This window comes from Pseudomonas sp. P4_D7, assembly GCF_056401755.1.
This window is the reverse complement of the sequence record NZ_JBFUIR010000024.1, coordinates 105,085-129,366: the sequence shown is the minus strand read 5'-3', so window position 1 is coordinate 129,366 and position 24,282 is coordinate 105,085. Positions and strand designations below refer to the sequence as shown.

23 protein-coding genes are annotated in these 24,282 nt (G+C 60.8%); 15 read left to right on the top strand and 8 right to left on the bottom strand.

Going from position 1 to position 24,282, the window contains the following annotated elements; translation table 11 throughout:
- Window positions 1-156 precede the first annotated feature (156 nt).
- From kdpF to AC1DVF_RS16935, 6 genes are all read left to right on the top strand, one after another.
- Complete coding sequence (kdpF, locus tag AC1DVF_RS16960) at window positions 157-246, top strand: K(+)-transporting ATPase subunit F (protein ID WP_007899818.1); 90 nt, start codon at window positions 157-159, stop codon at window positions 244-246.
- Between the two features lie 8 nt (window positions 247-254).
- Window positions 255-1,949, top strand: a complete 1,695-nt coding sequence (gene kdpA / locus AC1DVF_RS16955; protein ID WP_093435224.1) for a potassium-transporting ATPase subunit KdpA — start codon at window positions 255-257, stop codon at window positions 1,947-1,949.
- A 10-nt stretch (window positions 1,950-1,959) separates the two neighbouring features.
- Window positions 1,960-4,017, top strand: a complete 2,058-nt coding sequence (gene kdpB, locus AC1DVF_RS16950; protein WP_477782819.1) for a potassium-transporting ATPase subunit KdpB — start codon at window positions 1,960-1,962, stop codon at window positions 4,015-4,017.
- Window positions 4,018-4,247: 230 nt separating this feature from the next.
- The gene (kdpC, locus tag AC1DVF_RS16945) at window positions 4,248-4,793 is read left to right on the top strand and encodes a potassium-transporting ATPase subunit KdpC (RefSeq protein WP_093435218.1); all 546 of its coding nucleotides are present in this window, start codon (window positions 4,248-4,250) and stop codon (window positions 4,791-4,793) included.
- A gap of 130 nt (window positions 4,794-4,923) precedes the next feature.
- Window positions 4,924-7,575, top strand: a complete 2,652-nt coding sequence (locus AC1DVF_RS16940; RefSeq protein WP_477782818.1) for a DUF4118 domain-containing protein — start codon at window positions 4,924-4,926, stop codon at window positions 7,573-7,575.
- Between the two features lie 48 nt (window positions 7,576-7,623).
- Window positions 7,624-8,322 carry a response regulator gene (locus tag AC1DVF_RS16935; RefSeq protein WP_093435212.1) on the top strand — a complete coding sequence of 233 codons (699 nt, stop codon included), beginning with the start codon at window positions 7,624-7,626 and terminating at the stop codon, window positions 8,320-8,322.
- Between the two features lie 123 nt (window positions 8,323-8,445).
- Here the strand turns inward: AC1DVF_RS16935 and AC1DVF_RS16930 are convergent, their stop codons facing one another.
- Window positions 8,446-9,486, bottom strand: a complete 1,041-nt coding sequence (locus AC1DVF_RS16930) for a patatin-like phospholipase family protein (RefSeq protein ID WP_093435209.1) — start codon at window positions 9,484-9,486, stop codon at window positions 8,446-8,448.
- A 215-nt stretch (window positions 9,487-9,701) separates the two neighbouring features.
- Between AC1DVF_RS16930 and AC1DVF_RS16925 the strand changes: the two genes are divergently transcribed.
- From AC1DVF_RS16925 to AC1DVF_RS16915, 3 genes are all read left to right on the top strand, one after another.
- Window positions 9,702-9,980, top strand: a complete 279-nt coding sequence (locus AC1DVF_RS16925) for a hypothetical protein (RefSeq protein WP_064120270.1) — start codon at window positions 9,702-9,704, stop codon at window positions 9,978-9,980.
- A 79-nt stretch (window positions 9,981-10,059) separates the two neighbouring features.
- Entirely contained in the window at window positions 10,060-10,824 is a 765-nt protein-coding gene (locus AC1DVF_RS16920) for a CHAD domain-containing protein (RefSeq protein ID WP_320337701.1), read from the top strand.
- A gap of 241 nt (window positions 10,825-11,065) precedes the next feature.
- Entirely contained in the window at window positions 11,066-11,860 is a 795-nt protein-coding gene (locus tag AC1DVF_RS16915) for an acyl-CoA thioesterase (RefSeq protein WP_477782817.1), read from the top strand.
- A 1-nt stretch (window position 11,861) separates the two neighbouring features.
- On the opposite strand, the gene AC1DVF_RS16910 is transcribed toward AC1DVF_RS16915, so the two are convergent.
- The 3 genes from AC1DVF_RS16910 to AC1DVF_RS16900 form a co-directional block, all read right to left on the bottom strand.
- Entirely contained in the window at window positions 11,862-12,227 is a 366-nt protein-coding gene (locus AC1DVF_RS16910; protein WP_034155260.1) for a DUF962 domain-containing protein, read from the bottom strand.
- Between the two features lie 213 nt (window positions 12,228-12,440).
- Window positions 12,441-13,922, bottom strand: coding sequence for a methyl-accepting chemotaxis protein (locus tag AC1DVF_RS16905; protein WP_477782816.1), 1,482 nt, complete (start codon window positions 13,920-13,922; stop codon window positions 12,441-12,443).
- Window positions 13,923-14,115: 193 nt separating this feature from the next.
- Window positions 14,116-14,922, bottom strand: coding sequence for a TatD family hydrolase (locus AC1DVF_RS16900; protein ID WP_099756859.1), 807 nt, complete (start codon window positions 14,920-14,922; stop codon window positions 14,116-14,118).
- Between the two features lie 236 nt (window positions 14,923-15,158).
- On the opposite strand from AC1DVF_RS16900, the gene AC1DVF_RS16895 reads away from it, so the two are divergent.
- The 3 genes from AC1DVF_RS16895 (at window position 15,159) to AC1DVF_RS16885 (ending at window position 17,684) form a co-directional block, all read left to right on the top strand.
- A complete protein-coding gene (locus AC1DVF_RS16895) occupies window positions 15,159-16,580 on the top strand; it encodes an MltF family protein (protein ID WP_477782815.1) in 1,422 nt (473 codons plus the stop codon).
- Window positions 16,581-16,692: 112 nt separating this feature from the next.
- On the top strand, window positions 16,693-17,127 hold the full coding sequence (locus AC1DVF_RS16890) for a DoxX family protein (RefSeq protein ID WP_007908568.1): 435 nt from the start codon (window positions 16,693-16,695) through the stop codon (window positions 17,125-17,127).
- 248 nt (window positions 17,128-17,375) lie between these two features.
- Complete coding sequence (locus AC1DVF_RS16885) at window positions 17,376-17,684, top strand: hypothetical protein (protein ID WP_093435191.1); 309 nt, start codon at window positions 17,376-17,378, stop codon at window positions 17,682-17,684.
- Between the two features lie 6 nt (window positions 17,685-17,690).
- Here AC1DVF_RS16885 and greB read toward each other — a convergent pair whose 3' ends face one another.
- From greB to AC1DVF_RS16870, 3 genes are read right to left on the bottom strand one after another with little or no spacing between them, the layout of a single operon-like run.
- Window positions 17,691-18,188, bottom strand: a complete 498-nt coding sequence (gene greB, locus AC1DVF_RS16880) for a transcription elongation factor GreB (RefSeq protein ID WP_003226818.1) — start codon at window positions 18,186-18,188, stop codon at window positions 17,691-17,693.
- A 34-nt stretch (window positions 18,189-18,222) separates the two neighbouring features.
- A complete protein-coding gene (locus AC1DVF_RS16875; protein ID WP_460129707.1) occupies window positions 18,223-20,727 on the bottom strand; it encodes an ABC transporter permease in 2,505 nt (834 codons plus the stop codon).
- Window positions 20,727-21,410: an ABC transporter ATP-binding protein gene (locus tag AC1DVF_RS16870; protein WP_007908572.1), complete on the bottom strand. Its 684-nt coding sequence runs from the start codon at window positions 21,408-21,410 to the stop codon at window positions 20,727-20,729. The genes AC1DVF_RS16875 and AC1DVF_RS16870 overlap by 1 nt, the downstream gene beginning before the upstream one ends.
- A gap of 10 nt (window positions 21,411-21,420) precedes the next feature.
- Here AC1DVF_RS16870 and AC1DVF_RS16865 point away from each other — a divergent pair, with 10 nt between their 5' ends.
- The 3 genes from AC1DVF_RS16865 (at window position 21,421) to AC1DVF_RS16855 (ending at window position 23,547) form a co-directional block, all read left to right on the top strand.
- Window positions 21,421-22,026 (top strand): arylesterase, encoded by a 606-nt coding sequence (locus tag AC1DVF_RS16865; protein ID WP_150706461.1) that lies wholly within the window; start codon window positions 21,421-21,423, stop codon window positions 22,024-22,026.
- Between the two features lie 57 nt (window positions 22,027-22,083).
- On the top strand, window positions 22,084-22,377 hold the full coding sequence (locus tag AC1DVF_RS16860) for a hypothetical protein (RefSeq protein ID WP_007908575.1): 294 nt from the start codon (window positions 22,084-22,086) through the stop codon (window positions 22,375-22,377).
- A gap of 198 nt (window positions 22,378-22,575) precedes the next feature.
- Entirely contained in the window at window positions 22,576-23,547 is a 972-nt protein-coding gene (locus AC1DVF_RS16855; RefSeq protein WP_460091797.1) for a L,D-transpeptidase family protein, read from the top strand.
- Between the two features lie 126 nt (window positions 23,548-23,673).
- Here AC1DVF_RS16855 and oprI read toward each other — a convergent pair whose 3' ends face one another.
- The gene (gene oprI / locus AC1DVF_RS16850; RefSeq protein ID WP_003199355.1) at window positions 23,674-23,925 is read right to left on the bottom strand and encodes an outer membrane lipoprotei OprI; all 252 of its coding nucleotides are present in this window, start codon (window positions 23,923-23,925) and stop codon (window positions 23,674-23,676) included.
- Window positions 23,926-24,282 lie beyond the last annotated feature (357 nt).

The following is a 24,282-nucleotide window of genomic DNA, read 5'->3' as shown; positions in this document are numbered from 1 at the left end:
CGCCCATAAGGTGCAAAACCCACCTGTAACGCCGGCATAAATCCACTCTTTACGCTTTCTTTATGCACAGCCAACACCCTCGCTCTCGTTCCTTTACAGCCTCCTTTCCGACAATGCCTGCACACACGGCAATACGCCGTAACACGGAGATCTTCCATGAGCGTTCTGGACGGGGTGTCACTGCTGTTGGCAGTGGGGCTGTTCATTTATCTGTTGGTTGCGCTGTTGCGCGCGGATCGGAACTAGGAGCGGCTATGCACAGTTATGACTATTGGCTGATCCTCGCGTTTTTTGCGGTGGTCTTGCTGCCGGCGCCGTTCCTCGGGCGCTTCTACTACAAGGTGATGGAAGGTCAGCGCACCTGGCTGACGCCGGTTCTCGGCCCGGTCGAGCGCGGTTGCTATCGCGTCGCCGGGGTTGATCCTAACGCCGAGCAGAGCTGGCAGAAGTACACGCTGGCGCTGCTGGCCTTCAACCTCGCCGGTTTCCTCCTACTGTTCGCGATTCTGCTGTTCCAGGATCACTTGCCGCTGAACCCGCAAAATCTGCCGGGCATGGAATGGACGCAAGCGTTCAACACGGCCGTCAGTTTCATGACCAACACCAACTGGCAGTCCTACAGCGGTGAAGCGTCTCTGAGCTACCTGAGCCAGATGATCGGCCTCACCGTGCAGAACTTTGTCAGCGCCGCTACTGGCCTCGCCGTTCTGGTCGCACTGTGCCGTGGCATCGGCCGCAAATCGACGAAAACCCTCGGCAACTTCTGGGTCGACATGACCCGCGCCACCCTCTACGGTCTGCTGCCGCTGTGCCTGTTGCTGGCACTGTATCTGGTCTGGCAGGGCGTGCCGCAAACCTTCGCGCAGTATGTGAATGCGGTGACGATGCAGGGCGTTGATCAAGTGATCCCGCTCGGCCCGGCGGCCAGTCAGATTGCGATCAAGCAACTGGGCACCAACGGTGGCGGTTTCTTCGGCGTTAACTCGGCGCACCCGTTCGAGAACCCGAGCGCGTGGAGCAACCTGTTCGAAGTCTCGTCAATTATTCTGATCCCGGTGGCGCTGGTGTTCACTTTCGGCCACTACGTCAAAGACCTGCGTCAGAGCCGCGCGATCATCGCCTGCATGCTGGCGCTGTTCCTGATCGGCGGCGCGACCTCGCTGTGGGCCGAATATCAACCGAACCCGACCCTGAACAACGCTGCCGTCGAACAGACCGCGCCGCTGGAAGGTAAAGAAACGCGCTTCGGCACCACCGCTACCGTGCTGTGGTCGGTGACCACCACGGCCGCCTCGAACGGTTCGGTCAACGGCATGCACGACAGCCTCAACCCGCTCAGCGGCATGGTCGCGCTGGTCAACATGATGGTCGGCGAAGTGATCTTCGGCGGCGTCGGTGCGGGGCTCTACGGCATGTTGCTCAACGTGCTGATCGCGGTGTTCCTCGCCGGTCTGATGATCGGGCGTACGCCGGAATACCTCGGCAAGAAACTCCAGGCGCGCGAAGTGCAATTGCTGGTGGTGACCCTGCTGGTCATGCCGGTTGGCGTGCTGGTGCTCGGTGCGATTGCCGCAGCGGTTCCCAGTGCTGCGGCGACCATCAGTAACCCCGGCCCGCACGGTTTCAGTCAATTGCTCTACGCCTACACCTCGGCGAGCGCCAACAACGGCTCGGCGTTCGGTGGCCTGGGTGCCAACACACCGTTCCACAACCTGATGCTGGGTCTGGGCATGCTGATCGGTCGCTTCGGCTACATCCTCCCGGTATTGGCTCTGGCCGGCAGCCTGGCGATGAAGAAAACCGCACCGATCGGCCAGAACAGCTTCCCGACTCATGGCCCGCTGTTCGTGACCCTGTTGACCGTGACCATTTTGCTGGTGGGCGGCCTGACCTTCTTGCCGACTCTGGCGCTTGGCCCGATTGCCGAACACCTGAGCATGGGCTTCTGAGGACTGAATGATGAATATGCCCGCAATCAAACCCGCTGCCGTCAAGGCGCCGGAACAAGCGAAAACCGCGATCTCGGCCCTGTGGCGGCCGGCGCTGGTGCAAGCTTTCGTCAAGCTCGACCCACGGCAACTGAAACGTTCGCCGGTGATGCTGGTGGTTGAGCTGACGGCGATTTTCACCACCGTGCTGTGCTTCATTCCTGACGCCGATGTACCGACTTTCGTGGCGGCGCAAATTGCCCTGTGGCTATGGTTCACCGTGCTGTTCGCCAACTTCGCTGAAGCTTTGGCCGAAGGTCGCGGCAAGGCCCGCGCCGACAGCCTCAAGGCGGGCAGCGAAGGCCTCAGCGCACGGCGTAAACAGGCCAACGGCAGCTTTCAAGTTGTGCCAGCGGCAAGTCTGCGCAAAGGCGATGTGGTGCGCGTCGAAGCCGGGGAGATGATCCCCGGTGATGGCGAAGTCATTGAAGGCATCGCGGCGGTCAACGAAGCGGCGATCACCGGTGAATCGGCGCCGGTGATTCGTGAGTCCGGCGGCGACCGCTCGGCCGTCACCGGCAACACGCGTCTGGTCTCCGACTGGTTGCTGGTGCAGATCACCGCCAATCCGGGCGAGTCGACCCTCGATCGCATGATCGCGCTGGTCGAAGGCGCCAAACGCCAGAAAACCCCGAACGAAGTGGCGCTGGATATCCTGCTGATCGGCCTGACCCTGATCTTTCTGCTGGTGGTCGTGACCCTGCAACCGTTCGCCCATTTCGCCAACGGCAGCCTGCCGCTGGTGTTTCTGGTGGCGCTGCTGGTTACGCTGATCCCGACCACCATCGGTGGTTTGCTCTCGGCGATCGGTATCGCCGGGATGGATCGTCTGGTGCGCCTCAATGTGATCGCCAAGTCCGGTCGTGCGGTGGAAGCGGCGGGCGACGTGCATGTGTTGCTGCTGGACAAGACCGGCACCATCACCTTCGGTAACCGTCGTTGCAGTGCGGTGTATGCCGCGCCGGGTGTGAGTGGTCGCGAGCTGGCCGAAGGTGCGCTGTTCGCTTCTTTGGCTGACGAAACCGCTGAAGGTAAATCCATCGTCGAATACCTGCGTGGTCTGCATCCGCAGCCTGAGCCGGCGCTGGAAACCCTGACCGCTGTGCCTTTCAGCGCTGAAACCCGTTTGTCCGGGGTCGACTATCAGGGCCGTGTCTACCGCAAAGGTGCAGTGGATTCGCTGCTGAGTTTCCTCGGCCAAAAACGCTCGGATCTGGCTCCGGCCCTGTCGCGGGAAATCGACAAGATCGCCCAGAGCGGCGGCACGCCGTTGCTGGTCTGCGCTGACGGCAAATTGCTTGGCGCGATCCACCTCAAGGACGTGGTCAAACCGGGCATTCGCGAGCGTTTTGCCGAGCTGCGCAAACTGGGCATTCGTACCGTGATGGTCACTGGCGACAACCCGTTGACCGCTGCCGCCATCGCCGCTGAAGCAGGCGTTGATGACGTCCTCGCCGAAGCCACCCCGGAGAAAAAACTCGCACGTATCCGTCACGAGCAGAACGATGGTCGTCTGGTCGCGATGTGCGGTGACGGTGCCAACGACGCGCCGGCGCTGGCTCAGGCGGACGTCGGCATGGCGATGAACGACGGCACCCAGGCTGCCCGCGAAGCGGCKAACATGGTCGACCTCGATAGCGACCCGACCAAGCTGCTCGACGTGGTGCAGATCGGCAAGGAATTGCTGGTGACGCGCGGTGCGCTGACGACGTTTTCCATCGCCAACGACGTGGCCAAATATTTCGCGATTCTGCCGGCGCTGTTCGCTTCGATCTATCCGCAACTGGGCGTGCTGAACATCATGCAACTGACCAGTCCGCAGAGCGCGATTCTCTCGGCGATCGTCTTTAACGCCTTGATCATCGTTGTGCTGATTCCGCTGGCGCTGCGCGGTGTGCGCGTGCAGGCGGCGAGTGCGGCAGCGCTGCTGCGACGCAATCTGCTGATCTATGGACTGGGCGGGATTCTGGTGCCGTTCGTGGGGATCAAGGCGATCGACATGTTGCTCACGGCGCTGCATCTGGTGTGAGGCCGGAAAAAGCCCCTCACCCTAACCCTCTCCCAGAGGGAGAGGGGACTGACCGAGTGGCTCAACAGAGGTACATCGACCTGAAATACCGAGCCGAACTCAGGTCTTGAAAAGCACAAAGATCGGCTCCCTTTCCCCCTCGCCCCCTTGGGGGAGAGGGCTGGGGTGAGGGGGAAAAGATCTCCCTGACCCCCCGCAAAAGTTTGCCCAACGAATTCGAGGATCTTGAAATGTCCACAATGATACGTCCGGCCCTGAGCCTGCTGGTGCTGATGACCCTGGTCACCGGTGTCGCCTATCCACTGGTGGTGACCGGTGTTGCGCAAGTCGCATTCCCCGCCCAAGCCAATGGCAGCCTGGTGCGAGACGCCGACGGCAAGGTCCGCGGCTCGTCGCTGATCGCGCAGGATTTTGTCGGCGATGCGTGGTTTCATCCACGTCCCTCCGCCGGTGCGTTTGCGACCGTTTCCAGCAGCGCGAGCAACCTGGCCCCGAGCAATCCGGCACTGGCAACCCGCGTGATCGACGACGCCAACAAACTCCAGGTTCCCGGCCAAGGCCCAGTGCCATTGGCCCTGCTGACCACCTCCGGCAGTGGTCTCGATCCGCACTTGCCACCGGCGGCAATTGCCTATCAACTGGCGCGAGTTGCGGCAGCGCGAAACTTGCCGGTATCGACTCTTCAGCAACTGCTCGATGCGCATACCGAACAGCCGCTGGTGGGACCGCCAGTGGTGAATGTGCTGGCGCTGAACATGGCACTGGAAAAACTGTAGTTCTGTGATGTTGCCATTCGCGAGCAAGCTCGCTCCCACAGGAGGACGCGTTCCAAATGTGGGAGCGAGCTTGCTCGCGAAGGGGCCATAACGAACACCGAATCAACATCAGCAAGAGAGAACTCCCAGCATGAGCGACTCCGGCCGCGCCGACGCGCTGTTAGCAGACCTGCCCCGTGACGGCCGTGGCCGGCTCAAGGTTTTCCTCGGCGCCGCTCCCGGTGTCGGCAAGACCTACGCCATGCTCCAGGCCGCCCACACGCAATTGCGCCAAGGCGTGAAAGTCATCGCTGGCGTCGTCGAAACCCATGGTCGCGCCGAAACCGAAGCGCTGCTCGGCGGCTTGCCGCAGCAAGCGTTGGTGCGCTCGGAATACCGTGGCGTGATGCTCGAAGAAATGGACCTCGACGGCATTCTCGCGGCCAAACCGAAACTGGTGCTGGTCGATGAGCTGGCCCACAGCAACGCGCCCGGTAGTCGCCACACGAAACGCTGGCAAGACATTCAGGAACTGCTCGCCGCCGGCATCGACGTGTTCACCACGGTCAACGTCCAGCACCTGGAAAGTCTCAACGATCAGGTGCGCGGCATCACCGGTGTGCAAGTGCGCGAAACCCTGCCGGACTGGGTGCTGCAAGAAGCTTACGAACTGCTGCTGATCGACCTGCCGCCGCGCGAATTGCTCGAGCGCTTGCGTGAAGGCAAGGTCTACGTGCCGGAGCAGGCGCGTGCGGCGATCGATGCGTTTTTCACCCAGACCAACCTCACCGCATTGCGCGAACTGGCGATGCAAACCGCTGCCGCACAGGTCGATAACGATCTCGCCCAAGGCTATCGCCAACTCGGTCAGGCGGCCCCGGCGGTGCGCGGGCGCTTGCTGGTCGGCGTCGATGGTGATGCGCAGGCCGAACGCCTGGTGCGCCACGCCAGTCGCGTTGCCCAGCGCCGGCATTTACCGTGGAGTCTGGTGCATGTCGATAACGGCAGCGTACGCGACGAGCAATCGCGCCTGCGCCTGCAAAGCGCTCAGCAACTGGCCGAGCGCCTGGGCGGTGAAGTGGTGTTGCTGCGCGCCGGTGAGGTGGCGAAAACCCTGATCCAGCATGCTGCCGAACGCCGTGCGAGCCTGGTGTTGGTCGGCCAGTCCCGGCCACATTTACGCCGGCGTCTGTTCGGCGGCGGACTCGCGGCGCGCCTGCTGCGTCAGGCTCACGGGCTGGAAATCAACGTCCTCGACAGCGATCAGCAACAGCATCAACCGCGCCCGCGCAACGCGCTGACCCTGGTGTGGTTCGACTATGCCTTGGCGCTGGTCGCCACCGTATTGGCCACCGCCCTGGCGTGGGCAGTGTCGAGCGTGCTGCCGCTGCCGAACATCTCGCTGGTGTTCCTTGCGGCGGTGCTGCTGGTGGCGGTGCGCAGCAGTCTCGGTCCGGCGCTGGCCTGTGCCGCGCTGTCGTTTCTGACCTATGACTTCCTGTTTATCCCGCCGAATTTTTCCTTCAGCATTCAGCGCGAAGAAGACGTGCTGACCTTGCTGTTCTTCCTGTTGATGGCAGCGCTCACCGGCAACCTCGCGGCGCGTCAGCGTCGGCAATTGCAAGCCCTGCGCGACACCCAGGAAGAGACCACTGAACTGCTCGACCTGTCGCGCAAACTCACTGCCGCGACGGATCGCCAAGCGGTGGTCAGCGCTGCCGCGCAACACCTCAATGGCTGGAGCGATCTGCAGTTATGCCTGCTCAACCGGGACGGGCAGGGCGGCTGGAAGGTCGAGACCGGCGGGCCGTTGGAGTTTACCGAGTCCGAACGCGCCGCCGCTGACTGGGCCTGGCAACACGATCAACCGGCAGGCATGGGCACTGGCACACTGCCGTTCGGACGCTGGTGGTGGTGGCCGCTGTCGGTCGAGGACGGGCCGCTGGCGCTGCTCGGGGTCTGTGCGAAAGAAGGCCAGACCTTGAGCGGCCAGCGTCGGCGTTTGCTGACCGCGTTGAGTCAGCCGCTCGCCCAAGCGTTGGCGCGCGCGCAGTTGGCTGATGACCTGGAAGCCGCACGCCTGCACGGTGAAACCGAACAACTGCGCAGTGCCTTGTTGGCCTCCGTATCCCACGATTTGCGCACGCCGCTGACGGCCATGCGCGGCAGCATCGACAGCCTGTTGGCCCTCGGCGAAGCGATCCCGCTGGAAGATCGTCGTGAACTGCTTGAAGGCACCCGCGATGAAGCCGAGCGCCTTGATCGCTACATCCAGAATCTGCTCGACATGACCCGCCTCGGCCACGGCGCGCTGAAGCTGGCGCGGGACTGGGTGTCGCCGGCCGATATCGTCGGCAGTTCGCTCAATCGCCTGCGCGCGGTGCTCGCGCCGTTGCAGGTCAGCACTGATGTGCCGGCCGAGTTACCGCTGTTGTTCGTGCATGCGGCGCTGATCGAGCAGGCGCTGGTCAACGTGCTGGAAAACGCCGCACGTTTTTCACCCGCTCACGGTCGCTTGCAACTTAGTGCGGGCGCGAGTGACCAAGAGATTTTCTTCTCGGTCAGCGACGAAGGGCCGGGGATTCCGGAGGATGAACGGGCGAAGATTTTCGACATGTTCTACACCGCTGCCCGGGGTGATCGCGGCGGCCAGGGCACCGGCCTCGGCCTGGCGATCTGTCAGGGCATGGTCGGCGCGCACGGCGGGCGCATCAGCGTCGCCGACGGCATCGACGGACACGGCACCTGCATCACTTTGCACTTGCCGTTGCAGACGCAACCGGGGATGGACGATGAAGGCTGAAGCTGACTGCGCTACTCTCTTGCCAATCATTTGTGTTGATGTGAATTCATGAGCCAGACCACGACCATTTTGGTCATCGACGACGAACCGCAGATCCGTAAGTTCCTGCGCATCAGCCTTACCTCACAGGGCTATAAAGTGCTTGAGGCCGGCAACGGTGCCGAGGGTTTGGCGCAAGCGGCGCTGAACAAACCGGACCTGCTGGTGCTCGATTTAGGCCTGCCGGACATGGATGGCCAGCAAGTGCTGCGCGAGTTTCGCGAGTGGGCGACGGCGCCGGTGCTGGTGCTGTCGGTGCGCGCGAGCGAAGGGCAGAAAGTCCAGGCGCTGGATGGCGGTGCCAATGACTACGTGACCAAACCGTTCGGCATTCAGGAGTTTCTCGCGCGGGTTCGCGCCTTGTTGCGTCAGGCTCCGGCAGGGGAGGCGCAGCAGGCGGCGCTGAGCTTCGGCCCGCTGACCGTGGATCTGGCTTATCGGCGGGTGTTGCTCGACGGTGTCGAAGTGGCGCTGACCCGCAAGGAATACGCGGTGCTGGCGCAACTGGCACGGCATCCGGGGCGGGTGATTACCCAGCAACAATTGCTCAAGGATATCTGGGGGCCGACGCACACCGAGGACAGCCATTATCTGCGGATTGTGGTGGGGCATTTGCGCCAGAAACTGGCGGATGACCCGACGCGGCCGCGGTTTATTGTCACGGAAGCCGGGGTTGGCTATCGGCTGTTGAGTGAGAACAGCCTGTAGTTTTGTATTGGCCGATCTGGCGCTTTCGCGAGCAAGCTCGCTCCCACAGGGGCATGCATTCCAAATGTGGGAGCGAGCTTGCTCGCGAAGAGGTCCTCAAATTCAATGAAGAATTTTAGCCAGTCATCCCTGCTCACTGTCATACCGATCCAGCGTATCCCGGGCAATCTCGCGTCCCAATGCGATCAACTCCGGCGCCTTGTAAAACTCGAAAAACCGGCACACCCGCTTCGGTACATTGATCAGGATATCCGGCGGATATCCGGCGATCTTGTACTGCGCCAGCGAGGTCTGCATCACCTCGAAACTCTGGTTGATCAGATCCAGCAACGAGGCCGGCCCGACGTTATCGATGATGAATGAACCAGTCGCCGATTTCGGTGCGCCTTCACGCTCGGGCGCGGCTGCCGGTTGCTGGCTTTCCGGCTCGGCGCCGTCCAGCCAGGGATTGATGTCCGCCGCTTCGGCGCGCAGTGCTTCCTGTTCGAGCCGCAACAATTGCTCGGCCTGTGTACGGCGGAATGGCATCTTCGATCCCAACGAACTGATCAGGCTGTCGAAGCGTGAGCGAAAAGCGGCAGGGCGCTGGATCACCGGCAATTTGTAGTGACGCTGATTGGTCGAATTGAGATTGACCGCAATGATCAGATCGCAGTGACTCGACACCACGGGCACGATCGGCAAGGGGTTGAGAATGCCACCGTCGACCAGCATGCGATTGCCTTGCATCACCGGGGTGAACAGGCTGGGAATCGCCGCCGAGGCGCGCATCGCCTGATGCAGGCAGCCTTCCTGAAACCAGATCTCCTGCTGGTTGGTGAGGTCGGCGGCGACGGCGGTGTAGGGGATGCGCAAGTCTTCGATGTTGACCTCACCGACGATCTTGCGGATCTGCCCGAAGACCTTTTCGCCGCGAATCGCGCCAAGGCGAAAACTCACGTCGACCAAGCGCAGTACATCCAGATAGTCGAGACTTTCGATCCAGTTCTTGTAGACGTCGAGTTTGCCGGCGGCATAGATCCCACCGACCACGGCGCCCATCGAACACCCCGCAATGCAGGCGATTTCGTAACCGCGTTTCTCGATCTCTTCAATGACCCCGATATGGGCATAGCCCCGGGCGCCACCGGAGCCCAGTACCAGCGCGACACGTTTTTTTTTCATCCAGCGTCCTCCCGACAAGGTTCCACAATGCACCCATCGCCGGGCAGGCTCAATCGCCGAAGTCGTTGAGTGCGCCGGTGACGTCGTTTTTTCGCTACTGCATGGCCCTTCAGCGCTATCCTTCTCAGTTGCGCGGTTTCACCCGCCGGCAAGGCACTTTTTCGTAGCCCGGCCGTCTTACCTGCACGACTGTTGACCTATTTGAGGTGTGAGTGATGAAAGCCTGGATCTGTGTGCCGTTGATGGCTCTGGCATTGGCCGGTTGCGCCGGTAAAACCGCTTACCGCGACAGCTGCGGCAGCCAGCTCGACGCGGCTTGGCATGAGCTGGATCTGGCCAAGGCCGAAGGCTTTGCCGGCACTGTCAGCTACTCCAAAGCGTTGTCGCTGCTGACCGCGGCGAAGACCCAGCAGCAATTCGAAGGGTTCGAAGGCTGCAGCAACAAAGCCGAGAAAGCGCGCTTCTACATTCGCGAATCCCGCGCTGGCCGCTAAGCTGCTGACGTGAAGCAAGGACGCTGCTTTGACTGAGCGGCAAAATGAACCTTGAAGCCATTTGAATCAGGAGCAAGTGATGTCTGCGTTGGTTGACCGGTTGGTGGCTCATGTCCTGAGTCTGGAAGTGCGCCTGCTGGCCTGTCAGGCACGGCTCACTGCACGGACCGACCCCGAGGCGCTACATGATCTGCGCACCACGGTGCGGCGCTTGCGCAGTCTGTTGCGGCCATTGCGCGGTCTGCCCGGTGTCGAACAACTGGAAGATGCCGCTTCGGCGGTCGGCCAATTGACCACGCCGTGGCGTGATCGCGAGGTGCTGGCGGCTTATCTGCTTGCGCATGATCAACCGGCAGCGGCGCAACGGCGCATGGCGCAAATGGCCGAGGCTTATCCGGCGCTGGCGGCGAGCGCCGAGGTGGCTTCGCTGCTGATGATTCTCGACGCTTTCCCACGATTTCTGCGTGCGTCTCAGCGTCAGGGCTTGCTCAAGGGCTTGGACAAACGCATCGAAAAACGCTTGGGCAAGCAATGGCAGAAGCTCGACGAGGCGCTGCACGACCCGACCCATGACCGCCATCGCCTGCGCCTGCTGATCAAGCGCGTGCGCTATGGCATCGAGGCCTATCCCGAACTCGACCGCTTGCCCGAGGCGGCGCTGGCTCGCCTCAAGTCTGCCCAAGGCGCGCTGGGCGACTGGCACGATTGCTGGCAGTGGCTGGCGAAGGCTGAGCTTGAGGCGGATCTGCAGCCCTGTGTCGCCACTTGGCAGGCGACCATGATCAAAGCCGAAAGCAAGGCAGATCGCGTGCTGGAAAAACTCAGTTCAGCCTGTTTCAAATAATCCTGAAATCACCACAAATCCCTGTAGGAGTGAGCCTGCTCGCGATAGCGGTATGACATTCAACAACTGTGTTGGCTGTCAGACCGCTATCGCGAGCAGGCTCGCTCCTACAAGGGATCTTCAATATGGCGGATATAGGTGTAAGGCCTTTCTGTCAGCCCATTTGACCGGAATAGACGCTGCGGCGCTCTGCAGCTCTGGTTAAGATCCCTGCATTCCTTTCTTGTTTTCTGAGGTTGCCATGCGCTTTAGCGATCTGCTCGCGGCGGTCCGCCGCCAACCGGAACTGACGATCCCTGCCGAATGGGGCCAAGGCCGTGCCAGTTTCGGTGGTCTGGTGGCCGCGCTGCAATACGAAGCCATGCGCGCGAAAGTCCCGGCGGATCGCCCGGTGCGTTCGCTGGCGATCACCTTTGTCGGCCCTGTCGAACCTGAAGTCCCGGTGAGTTTCGAAGTCGATGTACTGCGCGAAGGCAAGGCCGTCAGCCAGGTCATGGGCCGGGCGATGCAGAATGGTCAGGTGGTAACGATCGTTCAAGGCAGCTTCGGTGCTTCGCGGCCGTCGGAGGTGGCAGTCGAAGCCTATCCGGCGCCGTCAATGAAACACTGGGACGAATGCCAGGAATTACCCTATATCAAAGGCGTGACCCCAGAATTCATGCGTCATTTGGCGATGCGCTGGAGCGTCGGCGGCATGCCGTTCACCGGCACGCAATCGCGGCTGATGGGCGGCTGGGTGCGGTTACGCGGAGATGTCAAAGAAGAACCGGTCAACGAGGCGCATCTGCTGGCCCTGGTGGACGCGTGGCCGCCCGCGCTGTTGCCATATCTGAAGAAGCCGGCACCGGGTAGCACGCTGACCTGGACCATCGAATTCGTGCAGCCGCTGCACGATTTGAGCACGCTGGACTGGTGCCAATATCTGGCCGATATCGAATACGCCGCCGACGGCTACGGCCATGTCGCCGCCAAGCTGTGGAGCGCAGAAGGAGAGTTGATTGCCATGAGTCGCCAGACCGTTACGATTTTCGCCTGACTCAATGCCGACGGTGGCGTTCACGCCAGGCGCGCCACCAGCCGCCACTCAGAAAGAAGCGCGGAAAGGTCAGAAACTGCTCGACCAGTAAACGCGAGACGGCATCTTTACGATCGCTGAACGGCTCGGAGGCTTGCGCCTCCAGGCTGTGGCCGTGACGCTGCAAACCCAGCGCCGCGATGATGCCGATCACGCCGATAGCCACACTGGCCAGACTCAGGCTGAACACCCCGGAGACGATCAGTAGAAACGCGACGATAAACAACGGCACGGCAATCAGGTGCAGCACCAGATTGGTCGGGTGCTGGTGATTGCCCGGGTACGCGCGCCATTGCCACGCGGGAAGGTTGGGGTGACGTTTGCCCATGTTTTCTACTCCTCGATCCTTGTTGAACATATGGTTGAAGAATAGGCCTGGGCACGGAGGGCGGCGAATCAAGGTTGGCTATTGAAGTGATAGGCGTCATCGCAAGATTCGATGTTGCCGGGGCTGACGCTTTCGCGAGCAGGCTCGCTCCCACATTGGATCGGTGCGCACACAAATCCCCTTGTGGGAGCGAGCTTGCTCGCGAAGGGGCCGTCAGAGTTTCAGTTGACCGATCGCCTTGCTCAATTCCCCGGCCAACGTCGCCAGTTCATTACTCGTGGTCGCCGAATCCACAGTCTGCTGCACCGTGTTCTCGGTCACATCACGAATGCTCACCACCGCCCGGTTCATCTCTTCCGCGACCTGGCTCTGCTGCTCCGCCGCCACGGCAATCTGCGTGTTGCTCTCACGCATCTGCGCCACCGCGCCGGTGATTTCCGCCAGCGCCGCACCGGCCTCTTGCGCTTGCTGCACGCAGTCGTCGGCCTTGTACGAACTTTCCTGCATGAAATCCACCGCATCGCGAGTGCCAGCCTGCAAGGCCGAGACCATCGTGGTGATCTCGTCGGTCGAGGTCTGCACGCGTTTGGCGAGGTTACGCACTTCATCGGCGACCACGGCAAAGCCGCGGCCCATCTCCCCAGCGCGGGCCGCCTCGATGGCGGCGTTCAGTGCCAACAGGTTGGTTTGCTCGGCAATGCTGTGAATCACGCTGACCACGCCGTTGATCTTCTGACTGTCCTCGGCCAGCCGTTGAATCATCTCGGCCGTCTGCTGCACTCCGCTGGAGAGTCCGGCAATCGACTGCTGCACCCGCGCGACCACTTGCTGACCGCTGCCGGCGAGGCCATCGGCGGTCTGCGACAGGTCGCGGGTGGCGCCGGCGTGCTGGGCGATGTGGTAAACGGTGGCGGTCATTTCGTTGATCGCGGTGGCGGCCTGATCGGTTTCGCTCTGCTGGCCGAGCATGCCGTGGCGCACTTCGTTCATGCTCGACGCCAGCCGTGCCGCGCCGACATCCAGTTGCCGTGCGGTGTTGGCGACGGTCGTCACAACGCGCTGGTAACCGGCCTGCATCGCGTTAAACGCATTGGCCATCTGCCCGACTTCGTCTTTACCGGCCAGCGGCACACGGGCCGAGAGATCGCCGCTTTTCTCGACGTGGAGCATCACGTCTTTCAAGGTGTTGAGCTGGCTGAGCAGGAAGCGGATTAAAAGTTGCGAGGCGCACAGCATGGCGAACATCAGGATGAACACTGCCACCGCATAGTTGGCGAAACGTTCGCTGAACACTTGGCTCAGGCTCGGACCATAGGCAATCACCGCGACCTGCTGACCATCGGCGCGGCTGAACACTTCGGCGCCCATTAACGGATTGTCGCCGAACAGCGGCATATGATTGATGTCGTTCCAGCCGTTGCTTTCCGTGATTTCCAGCAAGGGTTGATCGTTCAGGCGCGGTGCTTCGCCGCGTTTAAAGGTCAGCACTTGATCAGCTTTCGGCAATGGCTGCCCGGCCGGCCAGGCCTTGAGCAATTGTGCCTGGGCCTGCGCGGATGCTTGCGATGCGTGACTGCGCGCCTGTTGTTCGAGCTGCACGGCGTACAGCACCAGCAGCAAGGTGGTGACGAAGGCGACCGCATTGACCGCCCAGAATTTGTATTTCAGCGAGATATTGCTAAGCCAGGCACCCATGGAGGTCTTCTCTGATAGCGGAAACAGTTTTGGCAAGGTGCCATTATTGTGCCGCTATGCAGATTTGCGGATCTTGATATGAGTCAACAGACCGCACGGTCCCTAACATCCTGCGGCGAGGATCCAAATTCGGTGGTGTTGCTGATGCCGCCATCGCGAGCAGGCTCACTCCTACAGAGGAAATTGGGGTGTGTCAGGAAAGGGTGGGGAGGTTGTAGAACGCGCGGGCGCACGCGGTGGTGTGCGCCGCCAGATCTTCCTCGGTTTCGCCACGATGCAGCGCCACTTCACGCAGCACTTCAGTCAGATACGCCGGCTCATTGCGACCGTTTTTCGGCTTCGGGCGCAGCGTGCGCGGCAGCAAATAAGGCGCGTCACTTTCCAGCATCAAGCGCCCGCGTTTGATCTCTTTCACCAGCGGATGCAAATGCGTGCCTCGGCGCTCATCACAGATCCAGCCGGTGATGCCGATGTGCAGATCCAGGTCGAGATAGCTGAACAAGGCTTTTTGCTCGCCGGTGAAGCAATGCACCACAGCGGCGGGTAATTGATCGCGGAAGTCTCTGAGGATTTCCAGCAGGCGCTGGCTGGCATCACGCTCGTGCAGGAACACTGGCATTTGCAGTTCAACGGCTAGCGCCAAGTGTTCCTCAAGGACTTTTTCCTGCTGTGGGCGCGGCGAGAAATCACGGTTGAAATCCAGCCCGCATTCACCCACGGCTACCACGTTTTTCTCCTGCAGCAGACTGCGCAAACGGCTTGCGCTATCAACGTTCCAGTCACTGGCCGAATGCGGATGAATACCGGCGGTGGCGAACAGGCGCTGGCCGCTTTCATCGAGTTGCTGGCACAGCTCCAGGGCTTGCTCGCTGCCCTCGACGCTGGTGCCGGTCAGCACCAGTTGGCACACGCCCGCGGCATAGGCGCGCTCGAGTACGGCCTGATGTTTGTCGGCGAAACTGGGGTTGGTCAGGTTGACGCCGATATCGATGAGTTGCATGGTTGCTACCTCGGGCCGAAGGCCGGAAAGCATACCAGAGCTGTAGATTCATAAGAAAAGCCAAGAACTACAACGAGTTATAGCTGTCTGTTGATGCCGCGACGCAGACCGGTTTGGTAGAAGTGCCATTACTGTGCCAGTCTCTCGCACGTTGCCAGCGCTCATGGCGCTCTGTTTTCGTCGGTGATTTCGACGTTTTAACGATGAAATCGCCCCGTATTCTTTCCGGAGAGTGGATGGTTCGTCCCTCGGTTTTGCTCCTGTTGTGTGGCTCGCTGCTACTGCCGATGACGGCGGTTGCGCGCCTGCCCGGGCCGCTGCAAGCCGTGCCGGCGGCCAAGGTGCGCGACTTGTCCGAGATTCGTAGCAGCCGCGTGTTGCGGGTGCTGGTCAATCAGAGCCGCAACAGCTCCGGCGAAGTCCAGGGCCAGGCCATCGGCGTCGAATACCATCGCCTGCGCGCCTTCGAGCAATACCTCAACGGCCATGCCCGCGATGGTCAGGAAATCACCCTCAAGATCATTCCCAAAGCCAAGGACCAACTGCTCGGCGCCTTGCAGCGGGGCGAGGGTGATCTGGTCGCGCCGGGCGAATTGCTCGATTTGCAAGCGGGCTTCGCGGTCGCCAGTAGCGAACCGATTGCCAGCAATGTGCCGCTGGTGCTGGTCGGGATCAAGGGCGAGCGGCGCTACACCAAGGTCGAGCAGCTTTCCGGCAAAACCCTGGCGTTGCCGACCGGCAGTGCGGCGGGGGAGGCGGTCAGTCAGCTCAATCAGAAACTGGCGTTGCACAAATTGGCGCCGATCAAGATCGAATGGGTCGATCCGACCCTGGCGGTCGAAGACGTGCTGGAGATGGTTCAGGGTGGCATTTTCCACCTGACCATCGTCGAGCAACCTATCGCTGAGCGTTGGGGCAAGATCCTGCCGAAGCTGCGTTTTGACCGGCAACTGATAATCAGTGAGCCGGGCGAGGAGTACTGGTTCGTACGCCGCGATGCCTCGATGTTGCGCGCGAGCATCGATCGCTTTCTCGGCGGTTACAAGAAGCCATCCAATGAAGATGCGGCGTTTTTGCGCATCTATCGGCGTCTCTATCAAGTCCACTATCCCTTGGCCAAGGCTGATCGCCAGCGCCTGGAAAAACTGCGCCCGACCCTGCAAAAGCATGCCGACGCGCAGAACATGGACTGGCTGAATCTGGCCGCACTGGCGTTTAAGGAGTCACGCCTGCAACCCAATGCCCGCAGCGGCAGTGGTCCGACCGGGCTGATGCAGATCACGCCTTCTGCCGCTCAGCGAGTCGGCGTGAGCAACATTCAAAATCTCGATGCGAATGTGCAGGCCGGGGCCAAGTACCTGGCGATGATCCGTCGCAAGTTCTTCAACAGCCCAAAGCTCAATGAGCGTGAACGCATGGCTTTCACGTTGGCGGCCTACAACATCGGCCCAGAGCGCGTGCAGGGCATGCGCGCTGAAGCCCGGCGGCGTGGACTGAACCCCAATCAGTGGTTCTTCCAGGTCGAACGCATTGCCATGGAGCAGGTAGGAATGGGGCCGGTCAGCTATGTTAATAGCGTGAACAAGTATTACTTGGCGTTCGACCGGGAGCGGGAGTCGTTGGAGCCCGGGGCGCAAAAAGTCGTCTCACGGAAATGATCTAATAAACTGATTGTTATGGCGGAATATTTGCGCTTTTAACATGAAATTTATTGATTAATATAGCGGCCAACCAACACACATAACTTCTCGCAAAAACAAGGAACGCCCCATGAGCTCTCTGATCAACAAAGTACTGTTCACCCGCGCTGGCTATGGTCTGACCATCCTGCGCATTGCTGTCGGCGTAATCTTTGCGGCTCACGGTTCGCAAAAACTTTTCGGTCTGTTTGGTGGTTACGGTTTGGCGGGCACCGCGCAGTACATGGACAGCATCGGTCTGCACCCGGGCTACCTGATGGCCACATTGGCGGGCGGTACTGAGTTCTTCGCTGGCCTGGCGTTGATCATTGGCCTGCTGGTGCGTCCGGCAGCATTGGGTCTGACCTTTCTGTCGCTGGTGGCGATCTTCACCGTTCACATCAGCAACGGTCTGTTTATGGCCAACAACGGTTACGAGTTCGCCCTGGCTCTGCTCGGTGGCAGCCTCGCCGTCCTGATCGAAGGCGCCGGCAAGCTCTCGGTGGACCGCGCCATCGCCGGTTAAGCGCTCTGGCTCAAGGAACAGGCCCGCATTGTGCGGGCCTTTTTTGTTGCGGCTGATTCTTGACACTGATCGGTCACGTTCTCTAGGATGTTGCCCATGCGCCGATTTAAACAGCTACTTGCGGGGCGCCAGGTGACTTCAAAAGTTGCCGTCAGAAGCCGGAACAGGGCTTCGAAATACCGCTAAAGCGCTGGTTCGGTGTTGCCTCTCACCTGCCATGCAGACTTTTGAGGCAGAGACACGACACGATGAATGCACTACGCCCTCCAGCACGTCCCGCGCCGATCACTGCGCATATCACTCAACGCAACCCGAAAATTCTCCTTGGCGGCAAACATCAGCCAACGCTGCTGCGTTATCTCGATGGCTGGCCACGGCGCAGTGGCGGTCCTGCCGCGTTCCTGATCCAGTTCGTTGAAGACGGCGAGTCGCTGTCACGTTTTGCCAGTGACAGTTTTGATCTGGCGGTGATTCAGACGCCGAGCGCTGAAGATGCGCCGGAGATGATCAAGCAACTGGTGCGCGTTGCGCGGCAGGGCCTGATCACCCGCCGCTGATTCGCTTTACGGATAGTCGATGGCGACGATGTAAACGAACTGCTCGCCGGTCGGCGTCTGCACCCGGACTTCAGCATCCAGCGCCTTGCCGATCAAGGCGCGGGCCAGTGGCGAGTCGATGCTGATCAGGCCCAGTTTCAGATCCAGTTCATCGGGGCCGACGATGCGGTAGCGCGATTGCTTGCCGTCTTCGTCCTCGATGGTCACCCAGGCGCCGAAGTAGACTTTGTTCGGATCGCTGGGTTTTTCACTGACGACTTTCAACGCTTCCAGACGTTTGGTGAGAAAGCGTACGCGACTGTCGATCTCGCGCAGCATCTTCTTGCCATAGGTGTACTCGGCGTTCTCCGAACGATCGCCCTGAGCCGCGGCCTCGCTGACCGATTGCGTCACTTGCGGGCGGCGCACATGCCACAACTCATGGAATTCGGCGCGCATCCGCGCTTCACCTTCAGGGGTGATCAGCGCGGTGCCGGCGGTGCGGGGAGGGCGATAACGGCTCATGGCAACTTCTTTTGATTAAGACCGCTTGAGTCTATCAACCCTCACGCAACACTGTCAGTGGACTTGCGTTGAGTGCCCGACGCGTACCGAATACACCGGCACCACCAATCAACGCCGCGCCAATCAACGGCAGCACCAGCAACCACGGATGCGGATGCCACGGCAGATCGAACGCGTAGCGATACAACACCAGACTCACCACTTCCGAGCCGATCGCGGCGAGTAATCCGCTGACTGCACCGAGCAGGCCGAATTCGATGCGCCGCGCCTTGATCAGCAACTGCCGCTCCGCGCCCAATGCACGCAACAGTGCACCTTGGCGGATACGTTCATCCAGCGTTGCCTGCAAACCGGAAAACAGCACGGCCATACCCGCCGCCAACACAAACAACAACACATATTCGACCGCCAAAGTGACTTGGGCGAGGATGCTGCGCAGTTGTTCCAGCAGGGCCTCGACCTGAAGAATGGTCACCGCCGGGAATGCGCGCGACAGTTCGACGATCTGCTGATCATGGCCGGGGGCCAGATAGAAGCTGGTCAGGTAAGTCGCCGGCAGATCCTTCAAGGTGCCGGGCTGGAAGATCATGAAGAAGTTCGGCTGGAAGTTGTCCCAGTTGATCTCGCGCAGGCTGGTGACCTTCGCTTCACGGTTGACCCCGCCGACACTGAACACCATGTGATCGCCGAGTTTGAGCTTGAGGCTTTCGGCGACTTTGCCTTCCACCGATACGCCGGGAACACCGTCGGTTGGCTGATCTTTCCACCACTCACCGGCAGTGAGCTTGTTCCCCGCCGGCAAATCCGCCGCCCAGGTCAGGCTCAAGTCGCGCTGCACAGCGCGATCGCCTGCCGAATCCTTGCTGACGATTTGCTGCACAGCTTCGCCGTTGATGCTGATCAATCGGCCGGGTACGACCGGATAAAGAGGTGCGGCTTGCGCGGACACTTTTATCAGGTGATCGGTGAAAGCCTGTTTATCTGCCGGCAGAATATTCAGGGCGAAGTAGTTCGGCGCGTTTTTCGGCAACTGGTTTTGCCAGGTGTCGAGCAATTCGCCGCGCAGCAGGGCGATCAAGGCCATCGACAGCAGAATCAGGCCGAAGGCCAGCGACTGACCGGCCGCTGCCAACGGATGCCGCAGCAACTGGCCCAGGCCCAAGCGCCATGGCAGCGAAGCACGGGCGAGCATCCGCCGCAGGCTTTGCAGCAGCAACAACAGCAAACCGCCCAATACCAACGCGGCGACCACGCCACCGCCGAGCAAGGCGAATGTCAGCAGCAGATCGAGGCTCAGGCGCCACATGATCAGGCCGAGGGCGCCTAATGCTGCGCCGTAAACCATCCAGGTGCTCGACGGAATCGGCAGCATGTCGCGGCGCAATACACGCAGCGGCGGCACACGACCCAATGCGGCCAGTGGCGGCAAGGCGAACCCGGCCAAGGCGACCAGCCCGGTGCCGATCCCGGCAACGGCGGGAAACACACCGCCCGGTGGAACGTCGCTTGGCAACAAATCATGCAGCAGTGCGAACAGGCCCAGTTGCGCCAGCCAGCCGAGCAGCGCACCGCTGAGTGCGGCGAACAGCCCGAGTACAGTCAACTGCAGACTGAACAGCACCATGGTTTCCCGCCGCGACAGACCGAGGCAGCGCAGCAAGGCACTGGCGTCGAAACGGCGACTGGCGAAACGGTTGGCCGACAATGCCACCGCCACTCCGGCCAACAAGACGGCGACCAGACTGGCCATATTCAAATAGCGCTCGGCCTTACCGAGTGCACCGCCGATCTGCCGGTTGCCATCGCGGGCGTCCTGAATCCGCTGATTCGCGGCGAGCCCGGGTTTGATCAGTTGTCGATAAGTTTCCAGCGCCTGCGGTTCACCGCGCCACAGCTCGCGGTAACTCACGCGGCTGCCGGGTTGCACCACGCCGGTGGCCGCGAGGTCGTCGAGGTTGATCATGACTCGCGGCGTGAGGCTATAGAAGTTGCCGGCGCGATCCGGTTCATACGTCAGTACTCGGGCCAGTTTCAACGTCTTCATGCCGACATCGATGCTGTCGCCAATTTTCAGATCCAGTGCAGTCAGCAGGCGTGCCTCGACCCAGGCTTCGCCGGGTTGCGGTTCGCCGCCAGATTCTTCGGTGGCGAACGGCGCGGGTGCGCTCTTCAGTTCGCCGCGCAACGGATAGGCACGGTCGACGGCTTTGATACTCGACAACTGAATGCCATTGTCGGTGGCGATGACGCTGGAGAATTCCACCACTTGCGCATGCTTCAGACGCAGCTCGGTGCCACTCCTGATCTGTTCTTCACGGGCTGGCGAGCTGCCCTCCAGCACCAGATCGGCACCGAGAAATTCGGTCGCGCGCAGCATCATGGCGCCGTTGAGGCGGGCGCCGAAATAACCGATGGCGGTACTCGCCGCCACCGCCACCACCAGCGCGAAGAACAACACACGCAATTCCCCGGCGCGGGCATCGCGCATGAGTTGGCGTATGGCGAGACTGAACAGACGCAACAGCGGCAAACGTGCCATCAAGGCTCCAGAGGGGCGACCAACAGCCCGGCTTCAAGACGGATCAGGCGCCGGCAGCGATGGGCCAGGCGTTCGTCGTGTGTCACCAGCACCAGGGTGGTGCCGCGTTCCTTGTTCAATTCGAAGAGCAAGTCGCTGATGCGCTCGCCGGTGTGGCTGTCGAGGTTGCCGGTCGGTTCATCGGCGAACAGCACGTCAGGCTCGGCTGCGAAGGCGCGGGCAATGGCCACACGTTGCTGCTCGCCACCGGAGAGCTGGCGCGGCGAGTGCGTCAGGCGCTGGCCGAGACCGACGCGCTGGAGCAATTCGGTGGCCCGTTCACGCGCATCTTTGCGGCCGTCGAGTTCCAGCGGCAGCATGACGTTTTCCAGTGCGTTGAGGCTATCGAGCAACTGAAAGGACTGGAAGACGAAGCCGACATGCTCGGCACGAATGCGTGCACGCTGGTCTTCGTCGAGATTGCTCAGGCCCTGGCCGGCGAGGATGACTTCGCCGCTGCTCGGCAAGTCGAGGCCGGCGAGCAGGCCGAGGAGGGTGGATTTGCCCGAACCGGACGCGCCGACGATGGCGAGGCTGTCGCCCTTGTTCAGTTCCAGGCTGAGTTCGTGCAGGATAGTCAGTTCACCTTCCGCGCTGGGAACCACTTTGCTGAGGTTCTTCGCGGTGAGAATGCTTGCGCCCATGGAGAATCCGATGCGTGTGTGGTTTTTGAGTGCTGGCCTGGCCTTGATGTGCATGGCCCAGAACGCAGCGGCGGGTACTGTCCTGATCGTTGGCGATAGTATCAGCGCCGGTTTCGGACTGGATACCCGCTTGGGATGGGTGTCGTTGCTCGAACAACGGCTCAAACAGGAGGGTTTCGACGACAAAGTGGTCAATGCCTCCATCAGCGGCGACACCAGCGCCGGAGGCCAGGCACGGCTGCCGGCGCTGCTTGCAGAGCATAAGCCGGAACTGGTGATCCTCGAACTGGGTGGCAACGATGGCTTGCGTGGAATGCCGCCAACTCAATTGCAACAAAATCTTGCCTCGATGATCGACAGCTCGCGTCAGAGCGGGGCCAAGGTGCTGCTGCTCGGCATGCAACTGCCGCCCAATTACGGCAAGCGTTACACCGATGCCTTCGCCGAGGTCTACGGCAAACTCGCCAACGATAAAAAGATCCCCCTGGTACCGTTTTTCCTCGACGGTGTGGGCGGTCATCCGGACCTGATGCAGGCCGATGGTCTGCACCCGGCAGCCGGGGCTCAGGGCAAGTTGCTGGAAAATGTCTGGCCGACGCTAAAACCGCTGTTATGAGGCTTTTCTAAGGACAGGCTTTCGGCTAATGTGGCGCCCCCTTATCTGGAGCCCCCGATGTCGCGTTCTGCCTGGTCCCTGTTTGCCTACCAACTGATCGAGCCTGACGAACAGCTGGATCTGTTCGCCTGCCAGGAAGTGCGGGTGCATCTGGTGACCCGTCAACTCGAACTCGGTGGTTCGGCTGATCGCACCCTGTGCGGCAGCTTGCTGCCGGCGCAACCGCGCTGGTCGAGCGTTGATCGCCGGGTGTTTCAGGATCAGCGCCTGTGCTCGCTGTGCCGGGCGATTCTGGAATCGCAGAAGCGCGGCACCTCGCCGATCTGGCCGGAGCTGCGTTTCGAGCTCTGATTCTGTGGGAGCCGAGCTTGCTCGCGAAGAGGCCAAGTCAGTTAACATTTTTGGCGACTGACCCACTGCTTTCGCGAGCAAGCTCGCTCCCACCTGGAACACCTTGTCGCCTGCAATGGGGTGATCTCCCCGAATATTCAAAGTGCGGTGTACAATCGCGCTCTTATACCCTTGTTGATCATGCGAAGGATTTTCCGGATGTTGCCGCGCTTTCCTGCCGTCACCCGCTGCCTGTCACTTGCCGCCCTGTGTGTGGCCGGTCCCGTTGCTGCATTGGAGTTTCCCCTGCCACCACCCGGTGAAGACATCATCGGTCAGGTGCAGGTGATCAAAGCCAAGTACGAAGATACCTTCGCCGATCTGGGCACGAAGTACGATCTGGGCTACTCGGAGATGGTCGCGGCCAACCCGGGCGTCGATGCCTGGTTGCCGGGTGCCGGCACTGAAATCGTCTTGCCGACCCGCTTCATTCTGCCGCCGGGCCCGCGCGAAGGCATCGTTATCAACCTTGCCGAATACCGCCTCTACTACTTCCCGAAAGGCCGCAACGTGGTGTACACGTTCCCGCTGGGTATCGGTCGTGAGGGTTGGGGCTCGCCAATCGCCCACACCTCGATCATCGCCAAAACGCCAAACCCGACCTGGACGCCTCCAGCGTCGATCAAGGCTGAACACGCCGCAGACGGTGATCCGCTGCCAAACGTAGTGCCGGCCGGCCCAGACAACCCGTTGGGCCCGTTCAAGTTCACCCTGGGTACGCCGGGTTACCTGATCCACGGTTCGAACAAGAAATTCGGTATCGGCATGCGCACCAGTCACGGCTGCTTCCGCATGTTCAACAATAACGTGCTGGAAATGGCCAGCATGGTGCCGGTAGGCACGTCGGTGCGTATCCTCAACGATGCCTACAAGTTCGGCAGCAGTGGCGGCAAGGTTTATCTGGAAGCGCACACGCCGATCGACGACAAGGGCAACCCGTCGGTGGTCGACAAGCACACTGCGGTGATCAACGCGATGCTCAAGCGTGAAGACGTCACCAGCAACCTGCGGGTGAACTGGGATGTGGTGCGTGATGTGGTCGCGGCCGAAGATGGCCTGCCAACGGAAATCGGCACGCCGAGTGCCTCGGCCCCGATGGTTTCGAGTACACCGATCGACTTGCAGCAGTAAGTCGAGGTTAAAGGCCCGCCGATGCGTACAGCGCCGGCGGGTTTTTTATTGCCCGGGCAAAAGCATCGGGCACAAAAAAGCCGACCCGAAAAATCGGGTCGGCTCGATAACAACCCCGAAGGATTATTACTTGCGGCTTGCTTTGTCCAGCATGCGCAGAGCACGCTCGTTAGCTTCGTCAGCAGTCTGTTGTGCTTTTTGAGCAGCAGCCAGAGCTTCATCAGCTTTACGGTAAGCTTCGTCTGCACGAGCCTGGGAGCGAGCAGCTGCGTCTTCAGTAGCGGTCAGACGTGCTTCGGTTTCTTTCGATGCGCTGCTGCAACCGGTAGCCAGAACTGCGGCCAGAGCCAGAGCAGAGAATTTCAGAACGTTGTTCATCGTGTTCCCCTTCAAGGACTTTCAATTAAGTGGCTGTCTCCTCACGATTGAGGAAATAGCCGGCGTACATACTACCCATTACTTGTAGTAAGTAAACTGACGTAAGGCAAGAAGCAAAAAAAATTGTAGGCGTTGATTCTTTTTCGAGCAACTTTTAACTGCGCTGTTTAAAAAATATACAGCTACAAGCCCCGAGCTGAGCGAGTTAATGAGAAAAAGTTCCCGTTGCCACGTGCTGTTTTTGCAGTCTTGGCTAAAGTCTTTCTAGATGAATACGTCGACACTTTTGTTCCGAATTTGCGTGCTGCTTCGCTTATCTTTGTCCATGTTGAGGTGACTTTAAAAAACGCTGCACGT